Here is a 19,895-nt window from a genome sequence, read left to right on the forward strand (position 1 = left end):
TATCGTGGAGGCATGTGCCGGAACATCACCGAGCTCCGCGGGCTCGATCCCGCAGCCACGCCCGAAGAGATCGAGGCGGCGGCGCGCCAGTACGTCCGCAAGGTCAGCGGCATCACGCGCCCTAACGAGGCCACGGCCGAGGCCTTCGAGACCGCCGTGAACGAGGTCGCCGCCACCACCGCACGGCTGCTGGGTGCGCTGCCGCCGCGCCGTCAGCCTCCCAAGACCGTGCCGCCGCTGCGCCGCCCCGAGGTCAGGGCGCGCATCGCCGACCGCATCAGATGACCGCCGCGCTCAAGGAGTGGTCGGCCGCTGTCCATGCGATGCTCGACGGTCGCCAGCGGGTGCTGCTCCGCAAGGGCGGCATCGGTGAGAAACGCTTCGAGGTGGCCGCACCGGAGTTCCTGTTGTTCCCCACCGTCGCGCACAGTCACGCCGAACGGGTCCGGCCCGAGCACCACGATCTGCTCGAACCCGCGCGTCCGGACAGCACCGACACCGAGGTGACCCTGCGGGCCGCAGCCCGCGTCGCGGCCGCCGTCGCCGTCAACCGCGTCGAAGGGCTTGCCGACATCGGCGACCTCCACATCTGGACCGAGGCCTCGGTCCAGGCGGACCGGCTGGACTTCCGTCCCAAGCACCGACTGACAGTTCTTGTGGTGCAGGTCTTTCCACTCATCGAACCGGTCCGGCTACCGCGGTTGCCCGAATACCGCGGGTGCACCAGCTGGGTGCAGGTTCCGTCGGCGCCGCAGTTGGGCGCAGCGGTACACGACGACGCCGCCACCGCGGACGTGATCCGGAGGGTGAGCGCCGCGGTGGCCTGAACCACAAACCGAATACTTTTGACGCCCCTTGCGTAAATACCTGTGTGATCATCGATTACCTCGCCTCGATCGGCGTCCGACACGTATTCGGTGTCGGCGGCGCGAACATCGAGGATCTCTACGACGCGGCACACCACCGCGCTGACGTCACCGCCGTCCTGGCCAAGCACGAGTTCTCCGCTGCGGCGATGGCCGACGGGTACAGCCGCTCCGGCGCCGGACTCGGCGTGGTGATGGCGACCTCGGGCGGGGGGTCGCTGAATCTGGTTGCCGGGCTCGGGGAGTCGCTGGCCAGCCGAATCCCCGTCCTGGCTCTGGTGGGTCAACCGCCCAGCACCGGGGACGGTCGCGGCAGCTTCCAGGACACCAGCGGACTCAACGGCTCGCTGGACGCGCATGCCCTCTTCTCGGCGGTCTCTCTGCACTGTGAACGCGTCGTCGACCCCGCCGATACATTGGCCGCTCTGGCACGTGCCGTCAGTGCGGCACGCACCGGTGGCCCCGCCGTTGTGCTCCTGCCCAAAGACATTCAGCAGACCCGCGCCGCATCCGGTACGCCGGCACCCCTGCCCGCGGTCCGATCGGGATCGGTTGACCTGCCTGATCTGGCCCGCGACCTCGGCGCGGCGTCCGGGGCCGTGACGATCCTCGCCGGCGCGCAGGTATGCCGCGACGACGCCCGGGCCGAGTTGGAACAGCTGCGCCTGGCACTGGGTGCACAGCTGGCCACGGAGCCCGACGCCAAGGACGCCGCGGGCACCGCGACGCTGGGCGTCACGGGTGTCATGGGGCATCCGTCGGTGCCCGACGCGGTGCGCCGCAGCGGGCTGTGCCTGCTGGTCGGGGCACCCCTGGCGGCCACAGCCCGCGCGGGGCTCGAGGACGCGCTGGCTCAGGTGCCCACCCTGTCGATCGGTGCTCAGATGCCGTATGTCCCGGCCGACCACACCCCCGCGCACGATTTGCGCACCGCATTGCGGGGGATCACATCGCTTCTGCCGCAGCCAGTTCCGGCCCCCGCCCCGCGCGCCGCGCCGCGCCGGCTTCGCACGCCCGCCCACCGGGGACCCGGGATCCGGTATCGGCAGGCGATGCGCGCATTGGACGAGGCGCTGCCCGACGGAGTGGACGTCGTGGTCGATGCGGGCAACACCGGCGCCGCGGCCGTCCACGACCTGCCGGTCCGCAGGGACGGGCGGTTCGTGCTGGCGCTCGGGATGGGCGGCATGGGATACAGCTTCGGAGCGGCGGTCGGTCACGCGTTCGGCCGGGGGCGGCGCACTGTGGTGATCGCCGGCGACGGGTCGTTCTTCATGCACGGCAGTGAGATCCACACCGCCCGCGAATACGGATTGCCGATCACCTTCGTCCTGCTGAACAACAACGCGCACGCCATGTGCGTCACCCGCGAGCAACTCTTCTTCCCGGATGACTACAGCTACAACCGGTTCCGGCCGAGTCATCTGGGCGCAGGCCTGGCAGCGATGTTCCCCGGGCTGCCCTCGGTCGACGTCTCCGAGATGGACCGGCTACCAGCTGCGCTCGCCGCGGCGCTGGCCGTGGACGGGCCAGCGGTGGTGAGCATCGAATGCTCCGCCGACGAGATCCCGCCGTTCGCCCCCTTCATCATCTGAACCACCACCACTGCAACACATCCGACACACCGAGGAGATCCATGACCACGTCACTGCCTGCGCTCGAGGACATCACCGGGCCACTGGAGGGCGTCACCAGAATCGAGACCAGCTCACGCTTGCAGGCCACCCCGGTCATCATGGAGATGATGCGTTCGGTCTATCCGCACGATCAGGTGTTCGGCCAGTACTGCACCGTCAACGAATACATCGACTGCCCACCTGACGAGCTCTTCGCCTACCTCTCCGACACCCGCAGTCTCGAAGAGTGGACCTACAGCCTGCGGGGTTTCACTCCGGTGGATTCCTCGGGCCTGTGGCTGGCCTATGACCGCCTGGGCGAAGAGACCGCAATCTACACCCGCACCGTCGCCAACGCCGACGCCCGCACGGTGGACTACCACTGTGCATGGGACCAGGGTGAGCACCTCTGGATGATCTACCTGATGCGGGTGGTCGACGCCCAGACGGTGTTGAACAAGCCCGGCTCGGTGGTGCTGTGGACCAACTGCCGCCACCCGTTCTACAACCACAACCCCTACCCGGAGACCGCCCCCGAGGGCCGTCCCGTCTGGGTCGGCGACTTCTGGGACATGTTCGGTCCCGGCCATCAGCTCGAGATGCAGAACCTGAAGGCCATCGCGGAGTACCGCCACCACAACGGCCTGCCCATCACCCCCGACTGGATGAAGTGAGGACCCCGATGAACACCGTGAGCCTGGTCGATGTGTCGACCTACCTGCCCCGAAACCGGGTCCCGGCAGACTATTACGCGCACTTCGCCGGCACCGACGACCTCCGGGAGAACCTGATGTTCCGGGCACCGGAATATCGTCACCACGCCGCCCCGGATCAGACCAACACCGACATGGTGGCCCGGGCCTGCGCCGGTCTGGTGTCACGCCACGGCTCAGACGTGCTCGCCGACGTCGACATCCTGCTCACCCACTCGCAGCTGCCGGACCTTCCGATCATGGGCGCGGGCGGCGAGATCGCCCACCGGCTCGGCATGAACCCCGAATGGATCATCGATGTCCACAACGGCGGTTGCGCCTCTTTCGTCCTGATGCTCAAGCTCGCCCGTCAGATGCTGGCCGCCGGTGCCGGCCGCACCGCCCTGATCGCCGTCTCACAGACCTGCGCGGGCAAGGTCTTCGACCAGACCGAGGTCCGCACCAAAGCGCAGTCGTCGGTTCCCGGCGACGGCGCCGCGGTGGGGCTCCTCGAGGTGTCCGACCGCTCACCCATCCTGGACGTGGAGTGCCGCTACTACGGCGAGCACGCCGGTGACATGACGCTGGCCGCTGACCCGCCCCGGCAGTGGTGGCAGGCGGGCACCGGGCAGGGATACGTCAGTTTCACCGAAGCCAAGATCACCCAGGTGCTGGCCCGGGGCAACAGATTGGTTCCCGAGGTGGCTTCGGCGGTCTGCGACCGCATCGGCGTCAAGTCGAGGGACCTCGATCTGCTCGTCACCAATCAGCCGAACCGGGTGTTCCTGCGAAACTGGAACGAGGCTCTGGAGGTGCCGCGGGAGCGTCACCGCGACACGTTCCACCAGTGCGGCAACCTCTTCGGCGTCGGGATCCCGGTCAACTTCGAGGCCGCCATCAACGACGGTCAGGTCACCGCCGGTGACACCGTGATGATGGCGGGCTTCGCCCACGCCGGTGACTTCGCCGGGGCGGCCGCCGTCCGCTGGGGAGGCCGGCCATGACCGGGGCGCTGCGCCTCGACCTCGGCCAGGACGAGCAGCCCATGCCTGTCGACCCGACGGCGTTGTCGCTCAACGAGAATCCGTTCCCGCCGTTGCCCAGTGTGCGCGAGGCGATCGACAACGCCGTGCGGGCTGCCAACCGTTATCCGGAGTTCCTGCCCGAGCGCCTCCGGCGGGTGATCGGGTCCCACATCGGCGTCGACGCGGGGCAGGTGGTGATCGGCGCCGGTGCGACGGGCGTGGCGATGCAGGTGCTCTCCGCAGTCACCAGCCCGGGTGATCAGATCGTGCTGAGCACACCGACGTTCGACGGCTATCCGATCCTGGCGAGGATGGCCCGCCTGAGCCCCGTGGTCATTTCCCTCGACCGGCGCGGACACCACGATCTGGACGCCATGGCCGACGCGGCCGCCGGCGCCAGGGTGGTGGTGCTGTGCCGGCCGCACAATCCCACCGGCACCCTCGAAACGCCCGCCGACGTCCACCGCTTTCTGCTGCGGGTGCCCGCGGAGACCGTCGTGCTGATCGACGAGGCCTACATCGAGTTCGTGGCGCGGCAGCTGCGCCTGGACACCCGGGTGATCATCGCACAGTTCCCGAACGTGGTTGTGGTGCGCACCTTCTCGAAGGCCTACGGGCTGGCCGGGATCCGGGTGGGATACGGCTTCTGCGCACCGGAGCTGGCCCGCACACTCTGGGCGATGCAGATGCCGTTCGGGACCGCCAGCACCGGGGTGGCCGCGGTCACGGCGTCCTACGCGGCCGAGGACCAGCTGCGGCGCCGGGTGGCTGCGGTGTCCGCCGAGCGGAACTTCCTGCGCTCGCAGCTCAGCAATCTGGGAGTCGTCAGCACCAGTTCACACGCCAACTTCCTCTACCTGCCCCGGCGCGACATACCGTGGCCAGAGGTCTTCGCCGACAGCGGACTGCGGGTGCGGTCCTACGGCGACGGTGGGGTCCGGATCACCGTCGGTGAGCGCACGTCCAGCCGCGCTGTGCTGCGGGCGGTGCGAGCAGTTGCGCAGTAGCGCGGACAACACGAGGGAGGCACCGGTTTCGGTGCCTCCCTCGTGTTGTTGTGTCAGCAGCCGACGGCTTCGATGATGGAGACATGGCTGGCGGTCGGGATCAGCCGGTTCAGCCGGAAACCGTGAGTGCCCAGCAGCTTCTCGTATTCTGCGGCGGTGCGCTCGCGGCCGCCCGCGAAGATCAACATGTCGAGGTCCAGGAATTTGCCCAGGTGCGGCCGATTACCGGCAGGCAGCACCGCCTCGATGACCAGCAGCCTGGCCCCGGGTGCCATGGCGGCGCGCACCCGGCCCAGGATCCGGCCGGCGTCGGCGTCGTCCCAGTCGTGCAGGATGTGCTTGAGTACGTAGACATCACCGCCGTGGGGCACCGTGTCGAAGAACGAGCCGGTGCGCACCTCGCTGCGGTCACCGAGCCCCTCGGCCCGGAGATGGGCGCGACCTTCGGTTTCGGTGCCGGCCAGGTCGAACAGCACTCCGCGGGTCAGGGGAGCGGCGCGCAGGATCGCCGAGAGCAGCCTGCCGTTGCCGCCGCCGATGTCCACCACCGTGCCGGCATCGGTGAAGTCGTAGGCCGCCAGCAGCGGCGGGGTCACCAGTGCGCTGGTACACGTCATCGCATCGTTGAAGACCTGTGCGACGTCGGGCTCGTGCTCGAGGCACTCGAACAGTGGCATCCCGTATGCCGCTTGAAGACTGGAGTCACCGGTGCGCACCGACTCGGCGAGACGGCCCCAGTGTTCCCAGTACAACGGGTGGCTGAGCATCAGCAGCAGCGGCCGCACCGACATCGGCGAATCACTGCGCAGTGCCTGTGCGGTGGCGGTCAGCTGGTAGGTCCCGTCACGGCGACGGGTGAAGACCGACTGCATGGTCAGGGCCCGCAGCAGCCGCTCCGTCGCGCCGGGATGGGTTCCGATGCGCGCGGCGATCGCCTCGGCGGTCAGCGGGCCGTCGGCCAGGGTATCGGCGATGCCGAGCTGCGCCGCGGCGTAGATCGTCTGGGCGCCGGCGACGCTTCCCATGGTGGCGTCCAGGATTCCGACCGGTGGCGGCACGGATTTCAGGTTGGCCTTACGCAGCCCGTTGCGGACCGCTTCGACCGAGCGGGCCAGCCATACCGGCGGCACTCGGCGAACAGCCCTGTCGGAGAAAGTCATCGGGAGATCCTTCGCGTGTTGGGGGTGATCGTGCCGGGTCCTGGTGCACGGGCCTCGTCGCCCATGCCGAGGCGCCGGCGCAGTGTCATCAAGCTCGTGGGCGCCCACCAGTTCCACCGGCCCAGCAGGTGGATGAAAACGGGCACCAGGATCATCCGCACCAGCGTCGCGTCCACCAATACCGCCACGGTCAGTCCGAGGCCGAACATGCGGAGGAAAGACACCTCCGCGGTGGTGAGCGCGGCGAAGGAAATGGACATCAGCAGTGCGGCTGCCGTGATCACCCGGCCGGTGTGGGCCAGCCCCAGTGCCACACTCTCGTCGTTGTCGGCCCGGGTTCTGCCGCTGACGAGCCAGAATTCGCGGATCCGTGAGACCAGGAACACCTCGTAGTCCATGGAGAGCCCGAATGCAATGCAGAACAACAACACCGGAATGTTGGCCACCAGCGTGCCGGTGGATGTGGTGCCCAGGGCCCCCAGGTGGCCGTCCTGGAAGATCCACACCAGCGCCCCGAAGGTGGCCGACAGCGACAAGACGTTGAGCACCAGCGCCTTCACCGGCAAGACGACGCTGCCGGTCAGCAGGAACAGCAGCGTCAGCGTGACCACCGCGATGAGCCCGAGGACCCAGGGCAGATGCGCGGTGATGGCCGCGACACTGTCGCGGTTCACCTGGGCGACACCGGCCAGCTCCACGGTCCGCCCGGCCGGGCCCGCCACGGCGTGCAACCGGTCGAGTTGGCGCTCGGAGGCCTCGGAGAACAGCGGTGCGGTGCTGTCGACGGTGAGGTACACACTGTCGGCGCTCTTCCCGGCGGGGGCGGCCGGTGGCCCGGCCCGGACACCGGTGACGAAGGTCGCGGTGGTGGTGGTCACGGCTGCCACGTCCGGGACCAGCGACAGGTCGACGGCATACCGGTCGACGTCCGCCGGTGTGACACCGCGGGCCTCGGTGATCACGACGGTCACCGGGTTGCTGATGGGGGATTGGGTGCGCAGTTGGTCGCCGACCTGGTGTGCCGACGCCGAGGCCGGGAGCACGCGGTCGTCGGGGAAACCCCATCGGACACCGGCGAAAGGGGCGCCGACCAGCATCAGCACCGCGACCGCCGTGATGCCCAGGACGATGGCGTGGCGCATGGCGAAGCGTGCGCTGCGGTACCAGAACCGGTCACCGACGCGGCCCGGTGCTGCGGGGTTCAGCCGCAGGGCGCGGCGCACCGGGGTACGCACGTCGAAGCGGTCCAGTCGTGGGCCCAGCAGAACCAGTGCCGCGGGCGTGACGACGATCGCCGCGAGCGCGGCGAAGAACACGGTGGCAACTCCGGCGTAGGCCAACGACTTCAGCACCTGCATGGGGAACAGCGCCATCGCCGCCATCGACAACACCACCGTGACCGCGGAGAAGATGACGGTGTGTCCCGCGGTGGCCATGGTGCGCACCAGCGCGCGTTGTGGGATCTGGCCGTCAGCGAGCTCATCGCGGTAGCGGCTGACGATCAGCAGCGTGTAGTCGATGGCGAGTGCGAAACCCAGAGCGGTGCAGAGGTTCAACGCGAGGACGGAGACATCGGTGACCAGCGCGAGCAGCCGCAGCACCGCCATCGATGCCACGATGCACAACGCCCCGACGGCGATCGGAACCGCTGCCGCCAGCAGACCTCCGAAAACCCACACCAGCACCACGGAGCTCACCGGCAGGGCGACGAGTTCCATCATCACCAGGTCACGCTGGGTCTGTTCGTTGATCTGGGCGTATACCAGGGCGGACCCGCCGGCGCGTACCGTGACGTCCGGCGGGAGGGGAGCCAGCGCGGAATCGATCGAATCCGCCAGCTGCCGAGCATGTTCGGGGGCGTCGGTGTCGTCGCCGTCGATCTCGGCGATGATCACCCCGGTCCGGGGCGAGACCACCGAGAGCACGTCGGGGCTGGTGTCCAGCAGCCGGCTGACGGTCAGTGCGGTATCCCGGGTGGTCGTGCTGTCGGCGGCGCCGGTCACGGTCATGATCAGTTGCATGTCGCTGCGGCCGAACGTGTCGCGCAGCAGCTCACCGGCGCGCGCCGATTCCGAGTCCGGATCCTCGAATCCGCCGCTGGACAGACTGTTCGCCGCGGGGATCCCGAAGATCGCCGCGGCGGCCATCACCAGTGCGACAAGTGCGATGACGCGCCGGGGAGCGGTGAGCGCCAGCGTGGCGGATCGGTGCAGCACACCTTCAACAACGGGTGCGGCGACCGATTGCTTCGCCGGTGGCTCAGTGCGGCAACCGGTCGGCGCGGGCGATCACCAACGGTTCCGGTGCCGTCAACCGCCATGCCTCGAAGGTCAGCTCGGCCAGCTCGTCGCGCCGCACTTTGTTCAGGTGCACCACCACCCACCCGAAATCACCCGAGGTGAACTGGATTTCGAACGTCGCCGGCCGCTCGGCCACCAGAGCCAGCTGTTCGGCGATGGTCTGGCGCAGTCCGACGGTGCTGGTCTGCGGCCACAGGTAGGCGAAGGTCTTCGCCGACACCGTGAACTTGGCGTAGTTGCGGTGGTTGCTGCGGGCGACCTCGTCGAGCTGACCCACCAGGTCGGTGAAGTCCTCGATGGTGCAGCGGGCGCGCCGGGCCATGGGTCAGGGGAGGGTCGGTTCGGCGGGCAGCGACACCCGCGACGGGCGTAGCTGCAGGGTGTGCGTGGCGGCCGCAGTGGTGCCGGAACCCACGTTGCGGGCGAACCGCGGGACCCAGCCGCCGGCGACGAGCAACCGGATGGCCGAGCCTGGCGCGAACCGGTGCGCGATCGGGTCGAGGTCGACCGTCACCCGCTGTGATCCCTGCGACGCATCGAGGCGCACGTAACCGTCGCTGACATTGCGGGAGCGGCCCTTGGCGTCCACCTCGCTGATCCGGACGAAGAGATCGACGTGCGCGAGGTCGGCACTGTGCTCGATCTCGGCGACCGGGGTGCCGATCACCACCAGCTCGGACTCCAGCGTGGGCCCGGTGAAGGTCGCCACGTCGCAGCGGCGGGCCAGGCGGTCGTCGCGGCGGCGCCCGCTGCTGGCGGAGAGCAACCGTCCACCGATCGTCGGGGTGGGGTCGCGCGGATCGAAGGTGAACTGCGCGGCGGCTGTGTCGTCGGGTTCCGGTTGGTCCGACAGTCGGCCACCGGCGCGCAGATGCAGCACCGCAGGGGACAGCGCCGGTGGCCAGTCGGGCAGCTCGCGCCACCCGCCGCCACCGGTCACGCAGATGCGCACCGGGCTGCGCGGCGACTCCGGGCGGCCGCCGACGTGGCTGTTCAACCATTGCAGCGATTCCCGCAGTACCGGCCCGGCGGCCTTGCCCACCATGTGTGAGTGCGTCCACGGGCCCACGGTCAGAGCCACGTCGACGTCGCGGTCGCGCAGTGCCCGGTACTGCGCCAGGGTCTGCTCGAGGAACAGGTCCTGCCAGCCTCCGATGACCAGCACCGGCACCCGGGATTCGTCCAGGGCCCGCGGCCAGCGGTACCGGTCCCAGAACTCGTCGGCCGGGTCCGGGTGGTCCACCCAGGACTCCCACCACGGGGCGCCGTCGCCGAGGAGCCGGCGTCCGGCCGGCCCCGTCGGGACCTCGGCGACGGCCCGCGCCACGGTGCGCCGGGCCCCCAGCTGGCGCACCAGTGATCGCAGCCGGTTGGGATCCTCCTGGTTGGCCACCAGATAGCTCCAGCCCAGGAAGTCGTTGGCCGCGAACGACCCGGTGCCCCAGGTGGTGGCGGCGAAGTCGTGGGGGCCCACCACGATGACCGCGGCGGACATCTCCGGCGGCGGATCCTGCAGCAGCGCCCACTGGGTGGCACCGAGGTAGGACAGCCCGACAGTGCCGAAGGATCCGGTGAACCAGGGCTGTTCGCGCAACCAGGCGGCAGTGTCGGCGCCGTCGGCCGCCTCGTCGACCACCGGGTCGAACTCTCCGCCGGATCCGAAGGTGCCGCGCACGCTCTGCAGGATCACGTGGTAGCCGCGGGCCGCGTACACCGCCGCATAGAGGGCGGTGAACGGCCAGCGTCTGCCGTAGGGGCCGCGCACCAGCAGGGTGCCGATCGGGGTGGCGGGTGCGTAGTGGTCGGCCAGCAGTGTCACCCCGTCCCGCATCGGGATCGGGATCCCGCGGGTCACCTGGTACGACGTGCTGGGCGGCGGAGTGCCCGCAACGCGGCTGAGTGCGGAACCGAACAGGCGGGCCAGGCGAGTCACCGCACCGAGGCTAGCGCGCGCCCGGTAAGTCAGTAGACGTAGTGCGGGGCCAATTCGTTGGCCCGGCGCATGTTCTCCGCCATGCAGTCGACGTCCGGTTCGGAGTAGATGGGGGAGTAGAACAGGGACTGCTGGATCAGCCCATAGCTGGTCTTGAAGGCCACCATGCAGGTGAACCACCAGCGGTTGTTCCAGTCGGTGGGCTTCATGATCCAGTACTGCGCGGCCCGGTGCCCGGCGATGTCGAGTTCCACGGCATCCGGCGGCAAGGTCTGTTCGAAGCTGCGCCAGACCACCGCTTCGACGGCCATCTGATAGTTGCCCGCATCCAGCTTGCAGCGGTTGATGGTCTCGATCTCAGGTGGGGTGAACGCCAGACCGATGGTGTCGAGAACGTCGATCGGCAGGTCGCGGCACGGTTCGAAGGGGGAGGGGTCGGTGGTCTCGAGTACCGGCCACTTGATGGTGGTGGTGGCCAGCGGGTACGGCGCGCCGGTACCGCGCAATGCCACATCGGTGGCGATGGGAGCGGGTGCGGGGTTGCCGACCATGATGACCACCGCGGCGAACACGGCGCCCAGTGCTGCGAGCAACCGCATCCTGGTGAGCATCCCATCCCCTTCTTTCGACGAGCGTTGAGTGTACAAGTCGCCGTGAGAACCTGTTCTAGTTTCGCGTGCGGGGGCGTCGGCGTTACGGCCACCCGGGCGACTTCATTAGGCTGGAGCGTTGTGTCGACCCATGACCTGCCAAGCCGCAACCGGCCGACCCTGTGGGCGATCAGCGACCTGCACACCGGACACACCGGCAACAAGCCGGTCACCGAGTCGTTGTACCCGTCCTCCCCGGATGACTGGCTGATCGTCGCCGGCGATGTCGCCGAGCGCACCGACGACATCCGGTGGTCGCTGGATCTGCTGCGCAAGCGGTTCGCCAAGGTGATCTGGGTGCCCGGCAACCACGAGCTGTGGACCACCGGTAAAGACCCGATGCAGGTGTTCGGCCGTGCCCGCTACGACTACCTGGTGCAGATGTGCGACGAGATGGGCATCGTCACCCCGGAGCACCCGTTCCCGGTGTGGACCGACGAGGGTGGCCCGGCCACCATCGTGCCGATGTTCGTGTTGTACGACTACACGTTCCTGCCCGCCGGCGCGGCCACCAAGAGCGAGGGCCTGGCGATCGCGCGCGAGAACAACGTGGTGGCCACCGACGAGTTCCTGATGTCCAGCGAGCCCTACGCCACCAAGGACGCCTGGTGTCGAGACCGGTTGGCGCACACCAGGAAGCGGCTCGAGGACCTGGACTGGATGACCCCCACGGTGCTGGTGAACCACTTCCCGCTGGTGCGCGAGCCCTGCGACGTGTTGTTCTACCCCGAGTTCGCGCTGTGGTGCGGCACCACCGAGACCAGGGACTGGCACACCCGCTACAACGCGCTGTGCTCGGTGTACGGGCATCTGCACATCCCCCGCACCACCTGGTATGACGGCGTCCGCTTCGAAGAGGTGTCGGTGGGTTACCCGCGGGAATGGCGGCGCCGCAAGCCGTATCGCTGGTTGCGCCAGATCCTGCCCGACCCCAGGTACGCGCCGGGGTACCTCAACGACTTCGGCGGGCACTTCGAGATCACCCCCGAGATGAAGGCGCAGTCCGAACAGCTGCGCGAACGTCTGCGCACTAGGAAGTCATGACCAAACTGCTCGATGTGGTGGTGCCGGAGACGGTCCGCTCCGCCGAGGTCTACGCCGACCCCCCTGATCTGCAGCCGCTGCCCGAGGAGGCGCCGCTGGTGGCCAAATCGGTGGCCAAGCGGCGCAACGAGTTCGTCACGGTGCGCCACTGCGCCCGGCTGGCACTGGCCGAGCTCGGCGAACCCGAGGTGCCGATCCTCAAGGGAGACAAGGGCGAACCCTGCTGGCCCGACGGGGTGGTGGGTAGCCTGACCCACTGCACGGGTTACCGCGGCGCGGTCGTGGCGCACCGTAGCGCGGTGCGCTCGCTGGGCATCGACGCCGAGCCGCACGACGTGCTGCCCGACGGGGTGCTGGGCGCCATCAGCCTGCCGGTCGAGCGCGCCGAGATCTCCCTGCTACGCGGTGGACTGCACTGGGATCGAATCCTGTTCTGCGCCAAGGAGGCCACCTACAAGGCCTGGTTTCCGCTGACCCACCGCTGGTTGGGTTTCGAGGACGCCCACATCACGTTCGCGGTGGACGGCCCGGGGCACACCGGTAGCTTCGAGTCCGAGATCCTGATCGACCCGGCGGCCGAGCGCGGGCCTCCCGTGGCCCGGCTGCGCGGCCGGTGGTCGGTGGCGGGCGGCCTGGTGTTGACGGCGATCACCCTGTGACAGCGCCTCCGGAACCCGGCATCGTCGTGGTGGACAAGCCGGGCGGGATGACCAGCCACGACGTGGTGAGCCGGTGCCGGCGCATCTTCGGTACCCGCAAGGTGGGGCACGCGGGAACGCTGGACCCGATGGCCACCGGCGTGCTGGTGATCGGAATCGAGCGGGCCACCAAGCTCCTGGGGCTGGTGGCCGGCGAGTCCAAGACCTACCTCGGCACCATCCGGCTGGGTCAGTCCACGTCCACCGATGACGCCGAAGGTGAAGTGCTGCAGTCTGTTCCGGCAGATCTGCTCGCCGACGACCAGTTGCACGCCGAGATCGCCGCGCTGCGCGGCACCATCGAGCAGGTGCCATCGACCGTCAGCGCCATCAAGGTGGCAGGCAAACGCGCCTACCAACTTGCCCGCGACGGCGAGACGGTGGAACTGGCCGCGCGGACGGTGACCATCGACCGGTTCGACGTCCTCGACATCCGGCGCACCCCGGGCCGCATCGATCTGGATGTGGTGGTGGACTGCTCGTCGGGCACCTACATCCGCGCGCTGGCCCGCGACATCGGTGCCGCGCTGGGCGTCGGCGGGCACCTGAGCGCCCTGCGCCGCACCCGGGTGGGTGGGTTCGGCTTGGCCCAGGCCCGCACGCTGGACCAGCTCGCCGACGTCCCGCACCTGAGTTACTCGCTGGATCAGGCGTGCCTGCAGGCGTTTCCGCGCCACGATCTCAGCGATGACGAGGCAGTGGCGGTCAGTCACGGAAAGCCGTTGCCGGCAACGGGACTCGACGGGATCTACGCCGCGGTGGCTCCGGACGGGCGGGTGATGGCTCTGCTGCGCGACAGCGGCCGTCGCACCACGTCGGTGGTGGTCATCCGGCCGTCCACGCTATAGCTCAGGTGCACCGGACGATGAAGATCGACTGAGCGGCGGGGCTGCCGAGCTCAACGGTGCGTTCGCCGCCGTCCCCGTCGCGGATCGACACCGACACCGTGCCGGCGAAATCCCGGCGCGCCAGCACCGACACGTGGGCGTCCAGGGCGATGCCCACATCGTCGAAGTACCGCAGCATCTCCGGATCGGAGTCGCTGATCCGGGCCACAGCGCCGTGGTCCCCGTCGCGGCATTCCGACAGCGGCTGCGCGGGCGGCGTGGGCACCTGACCGTCCGATCCCGGGATGGGGTCGCCGTGCGGGTCGCGCTGCGGGTAGCCCAGCTTGGCGTCGATGCGCGCCATCATCAGGTCGGAGACGGCGTGTTCCAGGATCTCGGCCTCGTCGTGCACCTCGTCCCAGCTGTAGCCGAGTTCGCTGACCAGGAACGTCTCCAGCAGCCGGTGCCTGCGCACCACCGACACCGCAGCCCGGCGGCCTCGTTCGGTGAGCGTCACCGCACCGTACTTCTCGTGGTCCACCAGGCCCTGATCGGCCAGCTTGCGGATGGACTCCGACGCAGTGCTGGCCGACACGCCGATGCGTTCGGCCAGCATCTTCGTGCTGACCTTGTCGTGTGACCACTCCTGCGCCGTCCAGATGGTCTTGAGGTAATCCTGGGCCACTGTCGAGAGGTCGGGGGTCCCGGTCTCGGGGCTCACGTCCGGCGTCACACCCGAAAGTTTAGGCATCCTTCACCTGTCGTGGGACTCCAGAGGCGCCGGCCCGGGCCGGGCACCGTAGGCTGGGCGCGTGTTGCGGTGGCGGGGACAAGACGAGATTCCCTCTGACTGGGGCAGGTGTGTTCTCACCATCGGCGTGTTCGACGGGGTACACCGGGGGCACGCCGAGCTGATCGCGCGTGCGGTCAAGTCGGCGCGGGCGCGGGGAGTGCCCGCAGTGCTGATGACCTTCGACCCGCACCCGATGGAAGTGGTGTTCCCGGGCAGCCACCCCGCGCAGCTCACCACACTGACCCGGCGCGCCGAACTCGCCGAGCAACTCGGTATCGACGTCTTCCTGGTGATGCCGTTCACCACCGACTTCATGAAACTCACCCCCGAGCGCTACATCCACGAACTGCTCGTCGAGCGGCTCCATGTGGTCGAGGTGGTGGTGGGGGAGAACTTCACGTTCGGCAAGAAGGCCGCCGGCGACGTCGCGCAGCTGCGCAAGGCCGGCGAACGCCTCGGCTTCGCCGTGGAGGGGATGTCGCTGGTGGCCGACCAGCATTCGACCGAGACGGTGACCTTCTCATCGACCTACATCCGCTCCTGCGTGGACGCCGGTGACGTGGTGGCCGCCACCGAAGCGCTGGGACGCCCGCACCGCGTCGAGGGTGTGGTGGTGCGCGGTGACGGCCGCGGCAAGGTGCTCGGCTTCCCGACCGCCAACGTGGCGCCGCCGATGTACTCGGCCATCCCGGCCGACGGCGTGTACGCCGCGTGGTTCACGGTCCTCGGTCACGGCCCCGTGATGGGCACCGTCATCCCGGGCGAGCGGTACGAGGCCGCGGTGTCGGTGGGCACCAACCCCACCTTCTCCGGACGCACCCGCACGGTTGAGGCCTTCGTGCTCGACACCGCGGCCGACCTCTACGGCCAGCACGTGGCCGTCGATTTCGTCTCCCGCATCCGCGGGCAGGAGAAGTTCGAGGACGTCGACGACCTGGTCACCACCATGAAGCGCGATGTCGAGAAGACCAGGGCGATCCTCGCCGATTCTGTCTGAGCAGGGTCTCGCTGCTAAGCTCTGCGGCGGTATCCACCCGTGCTGCAGTTCGCGGCGGCCGGGGTTGTCGTTCCTACGCGGACCGTGAGAAAAGAGTGACATCGTGGCGCTTACCGCCGAGCAGAAAAAAGAGATCCTGGGCCAGTACGGTCTGCATGACACCGACACCGGTTCCCCCGAGGCGCAGGTCGCACTGCTGACCAAGCGCATCTCGGATCTCACCGAACACCTCAAGCAGCACAAGCACGATCACCACTCGCGGCGCGGTCTGCTGCTGCTGGTGGGTCGTCGTCGCCGGCTGCTGAAGTACGTTGCCCAGGTCGACGTCGCGCGCTACCGCTCGCTGATCGAGCGTTTGGGCCTGCGTCGCTGACGCAGACACTCCGCACCCGCCACCGTGCCGCGCACGGTGGCGGGTTTTGTGGTGCCTGCACAGATTCTCGAACCCTGCAAGTCGGGGTGTAGAGTAGGGCTGTTCTGCGCCGGTCAGCCGGCGCAGGCGGCAGGTACGAGACGCACACCGCGTCGCCGTTCCGGCTCGTCATGATCGACCCATCCAGGTGGGCGGTCTTCGGTAGTGGCTGCCGGGCTCCTCAAGGAGAGCCCGACAGCTTCGATCGACGGCCGTAGCCACTGGGGTTGACGCGTGACGACGCGAAACCATGTGAAGAAACAACCCAGGAAGGCCCAGACGGTCCTCTATGTCTGCAGCTGAAATTGACGAAGGCGTGTTCGAAGCCACCGCCGTCATCGACAACGGGAGCTTCGGCACCCGCACCATCCGATTCGAGACCGGCAGGCTGGCCCAGCAGGCCGCCGGCGCCGTCGTTGCCTACCTCGACGACGAGACCATGCTGCTGAGCGCCACCACCGCCAGCAAGACCCCCAAAGACCACTTCGATTTCTTCCCCTTGACCATCGACGTCGAGGAGCGGATGTACGCCGCGGGGCGCATCCCCGGATCCTTCTTCCGCCGTGAAGGCCGCCCCTCCACCGACGCGATCCTGACCTGCCGTCTGATCGACCGGCCGCTGCGCCCGACGTTCATCTCGGGTCTGCGCAACGAGATCCAGGTCGTGGTCACGGTCCTGAGCCTCGACCCCAAGGACCTGTACGACGTGCTGGCGATCAATGCCGCGTCGGCATCCACCCAGATCTCCGGTCTGCCGTTCTCCGGCCCGGTCGGCGGCGTCCGCGTCGCGCTCATCGAAGGCCAGTGGGTCGCCTTTCCGACGGTCGAGCAGCTCGAGAACGCGGTGTTCGACATGGTGGTCGCCGGGCGTAAGGCCGGCGATGACGTCGCGATCATGATGGTCGAGGCCGAAGCCACCGACAACGTGATCGACCTGATCGCCGCCGGTGCCGGTGCCCCCACCGAAACCGTTGTGGCCGAGGGCCTCGAGGCCGCCAAGCCGTTCATCGCCACCCTGTGCGACGCCCAGCAGGCGCTCCATGAGGCCGCCGGTAAGGCGACCGCCGAGTACCCGGTGTTCCCGGACTACCAGGACGACGTGTACTACGCGGTGGCCTCGGTGGCCACCGATGAGCTGTCCAAGGCCCTGCAGATCGCCGGCAAGGCCGAGCGGGACGACCGCACCAACGAGATCAAGGCCGAGGTCCTCGAGCGCCTCGGCGAGCAGTTCGCCGGCCGCGAGAAGGAGATCGGCGCTGCCTACCGGTCACTGACCAAGAAGCTGGTGCGCCAGCGCATCCTGACCGACCACTTCCGCATCGACGGCCGTGGGGTCACCGACATCCGCGCGCTGTCGGCCGAGGTGGCCATCATCCCCCGCGCGCACGGCAGCGCGCTGTTCGAGCGCGGCGAGACCCAGATCATGGGCGTCACCACCCTCGACATGGTCAAGATGGCCCAGCAGATCGATTCGCTGGGACCGGAGACGTCCAAGCGCTACATGCACCACTACAACTTCCCGCCGTTCTCGACCGGTGAGACCGGCCGCGTCGGCTCGCCCAAGCGCCGCGAGATCGGCCACGGAGCGCTGGCCGAGCGGGCCCTGATGCCCGTGCTGCCCAGCGTCGAGGAGTTCCCCTACGCCATCCGCCAGGTGTCGGAAGCGTTGGGCTCCAACGGTTCCACCTCGATGGGCTCGGTGTGTGCCTCCACCCTGTCGCTGCTGAACGCCGGTGTGCCGCTCAAGGCTCCGGTGGCCGGTATCGCGATGGGTCTGGTCTCCGATGATGTCGAGGTCGACGGCAAGACCGAGCGTCGTTTCGTCACGCTGACCGACATCCTCGGCGCCGAGGATGCCTTCGGCGACATGGACTTCAAGTGTGCAGGTACCAAGGATTTCGTCACCGCCCTGCAGCTCGACACCAAGCTCGACGGCATCCCCTCCCAGGTGCTCGCGGGCGCCCTGGCCCAGGCCAAGGACGCGCGCATCACCATCCTCGAGGTCATGGCCGAGGCCATCGACGCGCCGGACGAGATGAGCCCGTACGCGCCGCGGATCACCACCATCAAGGTGCCCGTGGACAAGATCGGCGAGGTCATCGGGCCCAAGGGCAAGATGATCAACTCGATCACCGAGGAGACCGGCGCCCAGATCTCCATCGAGGACGACGGCACGGTGTTCGTCGGTGCGGCCGACGGCCCGTCGGCGCAGGCGGCGATCGACAAGATCAACGCCATCGCCAACCCGCAGCTGCCCAAGGTGGGCGAGCGCTTCCTGGGCACCGTGGTGAAGACCACCGACTTCGGTGCCTTCGTCTCGCTGCTGCCGGGTCGCGATGGGCTGGTGCACATCAGCAAGCTGGGCCGCGGCAAGCGGATCGCCAAGGTCGAGGACGTGGCCAAGGTGGGCGACAAGCTCCGCGTGGAGATCGCCGACATCGACAACCGCGGCAAGATCTCGCTGGTCCTGGTGGCCGAGGATGAGACTGCTGCGGAAGGAAACGGAACGGGTGCAACCGATTCCGCACCTGCCGATGCTGCGACCACCAGTTCGTAACAACGGAGAGTCCGTCGCGGAGGCCACCGGGGTTCGGCGTACCACGCTGCCCGGTGGTCTCCGCGTCGTCACCGAATTCGTCCCGTCCGTGCGCTCGGCGTCGGTCGGGGTGTGGGTCGGTGTCGGGTCCCGCGACGAGGGGCCGACGGTCGCAGGTGCGGCCCATTTCCTGGAACACCTGCTGTTCAAGTCCACGCCCACCCGGTCCGCGGTGGACATCGCGCAGTCGGTGGATGCCGTCGGCGGGGAGCTGAACGCTTTCACGGCCAAGGAGCACACCTGCTACTACGCCCACGTCCTGGACAACGACCTGTCCCTGGCCGTGGACCTGGTGGCCGATGTGGTGCTCAACGGGCGTTGCGCGCCTGAGGATGTCGAGCTCGAGCGTGACGTCGTGCTCGAGGAGATCGCCATGCGCGACGACGATCCCGAGGATGCGCTGGGAGATGTGTTCTTGGCGGCCATGTTCGGTCGCCATCCCGTGGGGCGCCCGGTGATCGGCAGCGTCGAATCCATCGAGGCGATGACCCGCGCCCAGCTGCACTCCTTCCACGTGCGGCGGTACACCCCGGAGCGCATGGTGGTGGCGGTGGCGGGCAACATCGACCACGACGAGGTGGTGGCGCTGGTGCGCGAGCACTTCGGCCCGCACCTGGTGACCGGTAAGGAGCCCCAGCAGCATCGCAAGGGCACGGGCCGGGTCGGGGGTTATCCGAACCTGCAAGTGGTGCAACGAGATTCAGAACAGACTCACATGCTTCTCGGGGTGCGTACCCCCGGTCGGTACTGGGAGCACCGCTGGGCGCTGACGGTGCTCAACACCGCGCTCGGCGGCGGGCTGAGTTCTCGCCTGTTCCAGCAGATTCGCGAGTCGCGCGGGTTGGCCTACTCGGTGTACTCCTCGGTGGACACCTTCTCCGACAGTGGGGCGCTGTCGGTGTATGCCGGATGTTTGCCGGAACGCTTCGACGAGGTGGTGGCCGTCACCGCCGACGTGCTCGAGGTGGTTGCGCGCGACGGGATCACCGAGAACGAGTGCCGCATCGCCAAGGGCTCGCTGCGCGGCGGAATGGTGCTCGGACTAGAAGATTCCGCGTCCCGGATGCACCGGTTGGGCCGTGGTGAGCTGAACTACGGGCGTCATCGCAGTCTCTCGGAGAGCTTGGAGCAGATCGACGCAGTGACACTGGAAGAGGTGAACGCGGTGGCGCGGTCTTTGCTGACCAAGCAGTTCGGCGCCGCGGTACTGGGTTCCGGCGTCACCAAACGGACTCTGCCGCAACGTCTTCGACGCATCACAGGCTGACGTGTAGCGTGG

At 68.5% G+C, this 19,895-nt stretch carries 19 protein-coding genes; 13 read left to right on the plus strand and 6 right to left on the minus strand.

The genetic code is table 11. The annotated features are described in order from the left end of the window. Positions 1–12: 12 nt before the first annotated feature. The 6 genes from G6N58_RS20445 to G6N58_RS20470 are packed head-to-tail and all read left to right on the plus strand — an operon-like array spanning position 13 to position 5,206. Positions 13–285, plus strand: coding sequence for a DUF2277 domain-containing protein (locus G6N58_RS20445; protein WP_115277494.1), 273 nt, complete (start codon positions 13–15; stop codon positions 283–285). Next, positions 282–827 (plus strand): DUF1802 family protein, encoded by a 546-nt coding sequence (locus G6N58_RS20450; RefSeq protein WP_115277493.1) that lies wholly within the window; start codon positions 282–284, stop codon positions 825–827. Before G6N58_RS20445 ends, G6N58_RS20450 begins: the two co-directional genes overlap by 4 nt. Before the next feature lie 44 nt (positions 828–871). Next, complete coding sequence (locus tag G6N58_RS20455) at positions 872–2,461, plus strand: thiamine pyrophosphate-binding protein (protein WP_232067942.1); 1,590 nt, start codon at positions 872–874, stop codon at positions 2,459–2,461. 41 nt (positions 2,462–2,502) lie between these two features. Further along, positions 2,503–3,156 carry a DUF8713 domain-containing protein gene (locus G6N58_RS20460; protein ID WP_163908300.1) on the plus strand — a complete coding sequence of 218 codons (654 nt, stop codon included), beginning with the start codon at positions 2,503–2,505 and terminating at the stop codon, positions 3,154–3,156. A gap of 8 nt (positions 3,157–3,164) precedes the next feature. Next, positions 3,165–4,178 carry a 3-oxoacyl-ACP synthase III family protein gene (locus G6N58_RS20465; RefSeq protein WP_115277492.1) on the plus strand — a complete coding sequence of 338 codons (1,014 nt, stop codon included), beginning with the start codon at positions 3,165–3,167 and terminating at the stop codon, positions 4,176–4,178. Next, positions 4,175–5,206: a pyridoxal phosphate-dependent aminotransferase gene (locus tag G6N58_RS20470; RefSeq protein WP_115277491.1), complete on the plus strand. Its 1,032-nt coding sequence runs from the start codon at positions 4,175–4,177 to the stop codon at positions 5,204–5,206. Before G6N58_RS20465 ends, G6N58_RS20470 begins: the two co-directional genes overlap by 4 nt. 53 nt (positions 5,207–5,259) lie before the next feature. Here the strand turns inward: G6N58_RS20470 and G6N58_RS20475 are convergent, their stop codons facing one another. The 5 genes from G6N58_RS20475 to G6N58_RS20495 are packed head-to-tail and all read right to left on the minus strand — an operon-like array spanning position 5,260 to position 11,210. Further along, positions 5,260–6,366, minus strand: a complete 1,107-nt coding sequence (locus G6N58_RS20475) for a methyltransferase (protein ID WP_115277490.1) — start codon at positions 6,364–6,366, stop codon at positions 5,260–5,262. Further along, positions 6,363–8,582, minus strand: coding sequence for an MMPL family transporter (locus G6N58_RS20480; protein ID WP_115277489.1), 2,220 nt, complete (start codon positions 8,580–8,582; stop codon positions 6,363–6,365). The genes G6N58_RS20475 and G6N58_RS20480 overlap by 4 nt, the downstream gene beginning before the upstream one ends. 43 nt (positions 8,583–8,625) lie before the next feature. Next, entirely contained in the window at positions 8,626–8,988 is a 363-nt protein-coding gene (locus tag G6N58_RS20485; protein ID WP_115277488.1) for an MmcQ/YjbR family DNA-binding protein, read from the minus strand. Positions 8,989–8,991: 3 nt separating this feature from the next. Then, positions 8,992–10,599, minus strand: a complete 1,608-nt coding sequence (locus G6N58_RS20490; RefSeq protein WP_435406128.1) for a CocE/NonD family hydrolase — start codon at positions 10,597–10,599, stop codon at positions 8,992–8,994. Positions 10,600–10,628: 29 nt separating this feature from the next. Beyond that, entirely contained in the window at positions 10,629–11,210 is a 582-nt protein-coding gene (locus tag G6N58_RS20495) for a DUF3558 domain-containing protein (RefSeq protein ID WP_068916444.1), read from the minus strand. Between the two features lie 120 nt (positions 11,211–11,330). On the opposite strand from G6N58_RS20495, the gene pptH reads away from it, so the two are divergent. From pptH to truB, 3 genes are read left to right on the plus strand one after another with little or no spacing between them, the layout of a single operon-like run. Then, complete coding sequence (gene pptH / locus G6N58_RS20500; RefSeq protein ID WP_068916445.1) at positions 11,331–12,293, plus strand: ACP phosphodiesterase PptH; 963 nt, start codon at positions 11,331–11,333, stop codon at positions 12,291–12,293. Then, on the plus strand, positions 12,290–12,952 hold the full coding sequence (pptT, locus tag G6N58_RS20505) for a 4'-phosphopantetheinyl transferase PptT (protein ID WP_115277487.1): 663 nt from the start codon (positions 12,290–12,292) through the stop codon (positions 12,950–12,952). Before pptH ends, pptT begins: the two co-directional genes overlap by 4 nt. Then, entirely contained in the window at positions 12,949–13,839 is an 891-nt protein-coding gene (gene truB, locus G6N58_RS20510; RefSeq protein ID WP_264037778.1) for a tRNA pseudouridine(55) synthase TruB, read from the plus strand. Before pptT ends, truB begins: the two co-directional genes overlap by 4 nt. Position 13,840: 1 nt before the next feature. Here truB and mntR read toward each other — a convergent pair whose 3' ends face one another. Next, positions 13,841–14,539: a manganese-binding transcriptional regulator MntR gene (gene mntR, locus G6N58_RS20515; RefSeq protein ID WP_232068127.1), complete on the minus strand. Its 699-nt coding sequence runs from the start codon at positions 14,537–14,539 to the stop codon at positions 13,841–13,843. 91 nt (positions 14,540–14,630) lie between these two features. On the opposite strand from mntR, the gene G6N58_RS20520 reads away from it, so the two are divergent. From G6N58_RS20520 to G6N58_RS20535, 4 genes are all read left to right on the plus strand, one after another. Further along, a complete protein-coding gene (locus G6N58_RS20520) occupies positions 14,631–15,608 on the plus strand; it encodes a bifunctional riboflavin kinase/FAD synthetase (protein WP_068916448.1) in 978 nt (325 codons plus the stop codon). 103 nt (positions 15,609–15,711) lie between these two features. Next, positions 15,712–15,981, plus strand: coding sequence for a 30S ribosomal protein S15 (rpsO, locus tag G6N58_RS20525; protein ID WP_060999682.1), 270 nt, complete (start codon positions 15,712–15,714; stop codon positions 15,979–15,981). Positions 15,982–16,309: 328 nt separating this feature from the next. Further along, complete coding sequence (locus tag G6N58_RS20530; RefSeq protein WP_115277486.1) at positions 16,310–18,577, plus strand: polyribonucleotide nucleotidyltransferase; 2,268 nt, start codon at positions 16,310–16,312, stop codon at positions 18,575–18,577. Next, positions 18,555–19,883: a M16 family metallopeptidase gene (locus G6N58_RS20535; RefSeq protein ID WP_163908302.1), complete on the plus strand. Its 1,329-nt coding sequence runs from the start codon at positions 18,555–18,557 to the stop codon at positions 19,881–19,883. Before G6N58_RS20530 ends, G6N58_RS20535 begins: the two co-directional genes overlap by 23 nt. Positions 19,884–19,895: the final 12 nt, after the last annotated feature.

The sequence above is a fragment of the Mycolicibacterium tokaiense genome, assembly GCF_010725885.1.
Classification (GTDB): Bacteria; Actinomycetota; Actinomycetes; order Mycobacteriales; family Mycobacteriaceae; genus Mycobacterium; species Mycobacterium tokaiense.

Bases quoted from the DNA above. Each gene is read 5' to 3' on its own strand.
- G6N58_RS20445 (WP_115277494.1), top strand. From the start codon at position 13: ATGTGCCGGAACATCACCGAGCTCCGCGGGCTCGATCCCGCAGCCACG.
- G6N58_RS20450 (WP_115277493.1), top strand. From the start codon at position 282: ATGACCGCCGCGCTCAAGGAGTGGTCGGCCGCTGTCCATGCGATGCTC.
- G6N58_RS20460 (WP_163908300.1), top strand. From the start codon at position 2,503: ATGACCACGTCACTGCCTGCGCTCGAGGACATCACCGGGCCACTGGAG.
- G6N58_RS20465 (WP_115277492.1), top strand. From the start codon at position 3,165: ATGAACACCGTGAGCCTGGTCGATGTGTCGACCTACCTGCCCCGAAAC.
- G6N58_RS20470 (WP_115277491.1), top strand. From the start codon at position 4,175: ATGACCGGGGCGCTGCGCCTCGACCTCGGCCAGGACGAGCAGCCCATG.
- G6N58_RS20475 (WP_115277490.1), bottom strand. From the start codon at position 6,366: ATGACTTTCTCCGACAGGGCTGTTCGCCGAGTGCCGCCGGTATGGCTG.
- G6N58_RS20485 (WP_115277488.1), bottom strand. From the start codon at position 8,988: ATGGCCCGGCGCGCCCGCTGCACCATCGAGGACTTCACCGACCTGGTG.
- G6N58_RS20495 (WP_068916444.1), bottom strand. From the start codon at position 11,210: ATGCTCACCAGGATGCGGTTGCTCGCAGCACTGGGCGCCGTGTTCGCC.
- pptT (WP_115277487.1), top strand. From the start codon at position 12,290: ATGACCAAACTGCTCGATGTGGTGGTGCCGGAGACGGTCCGCTCCGCC.
- G6N58_RS20530 (WP_115277486.1), top strand. From the start codon at position 16,310: ATGTCTGCAGCTGAAATTGACGAAGGCGTGTTCGAAGCCACCGCCGTC.
- G6N58_RS20535 (WP_163908302.1), top strand. From the start codon at position 18,555: ATGCTGCGACCACCAGTTCGTAACAACGGAGAGTCCGTCGCGGAGGCC.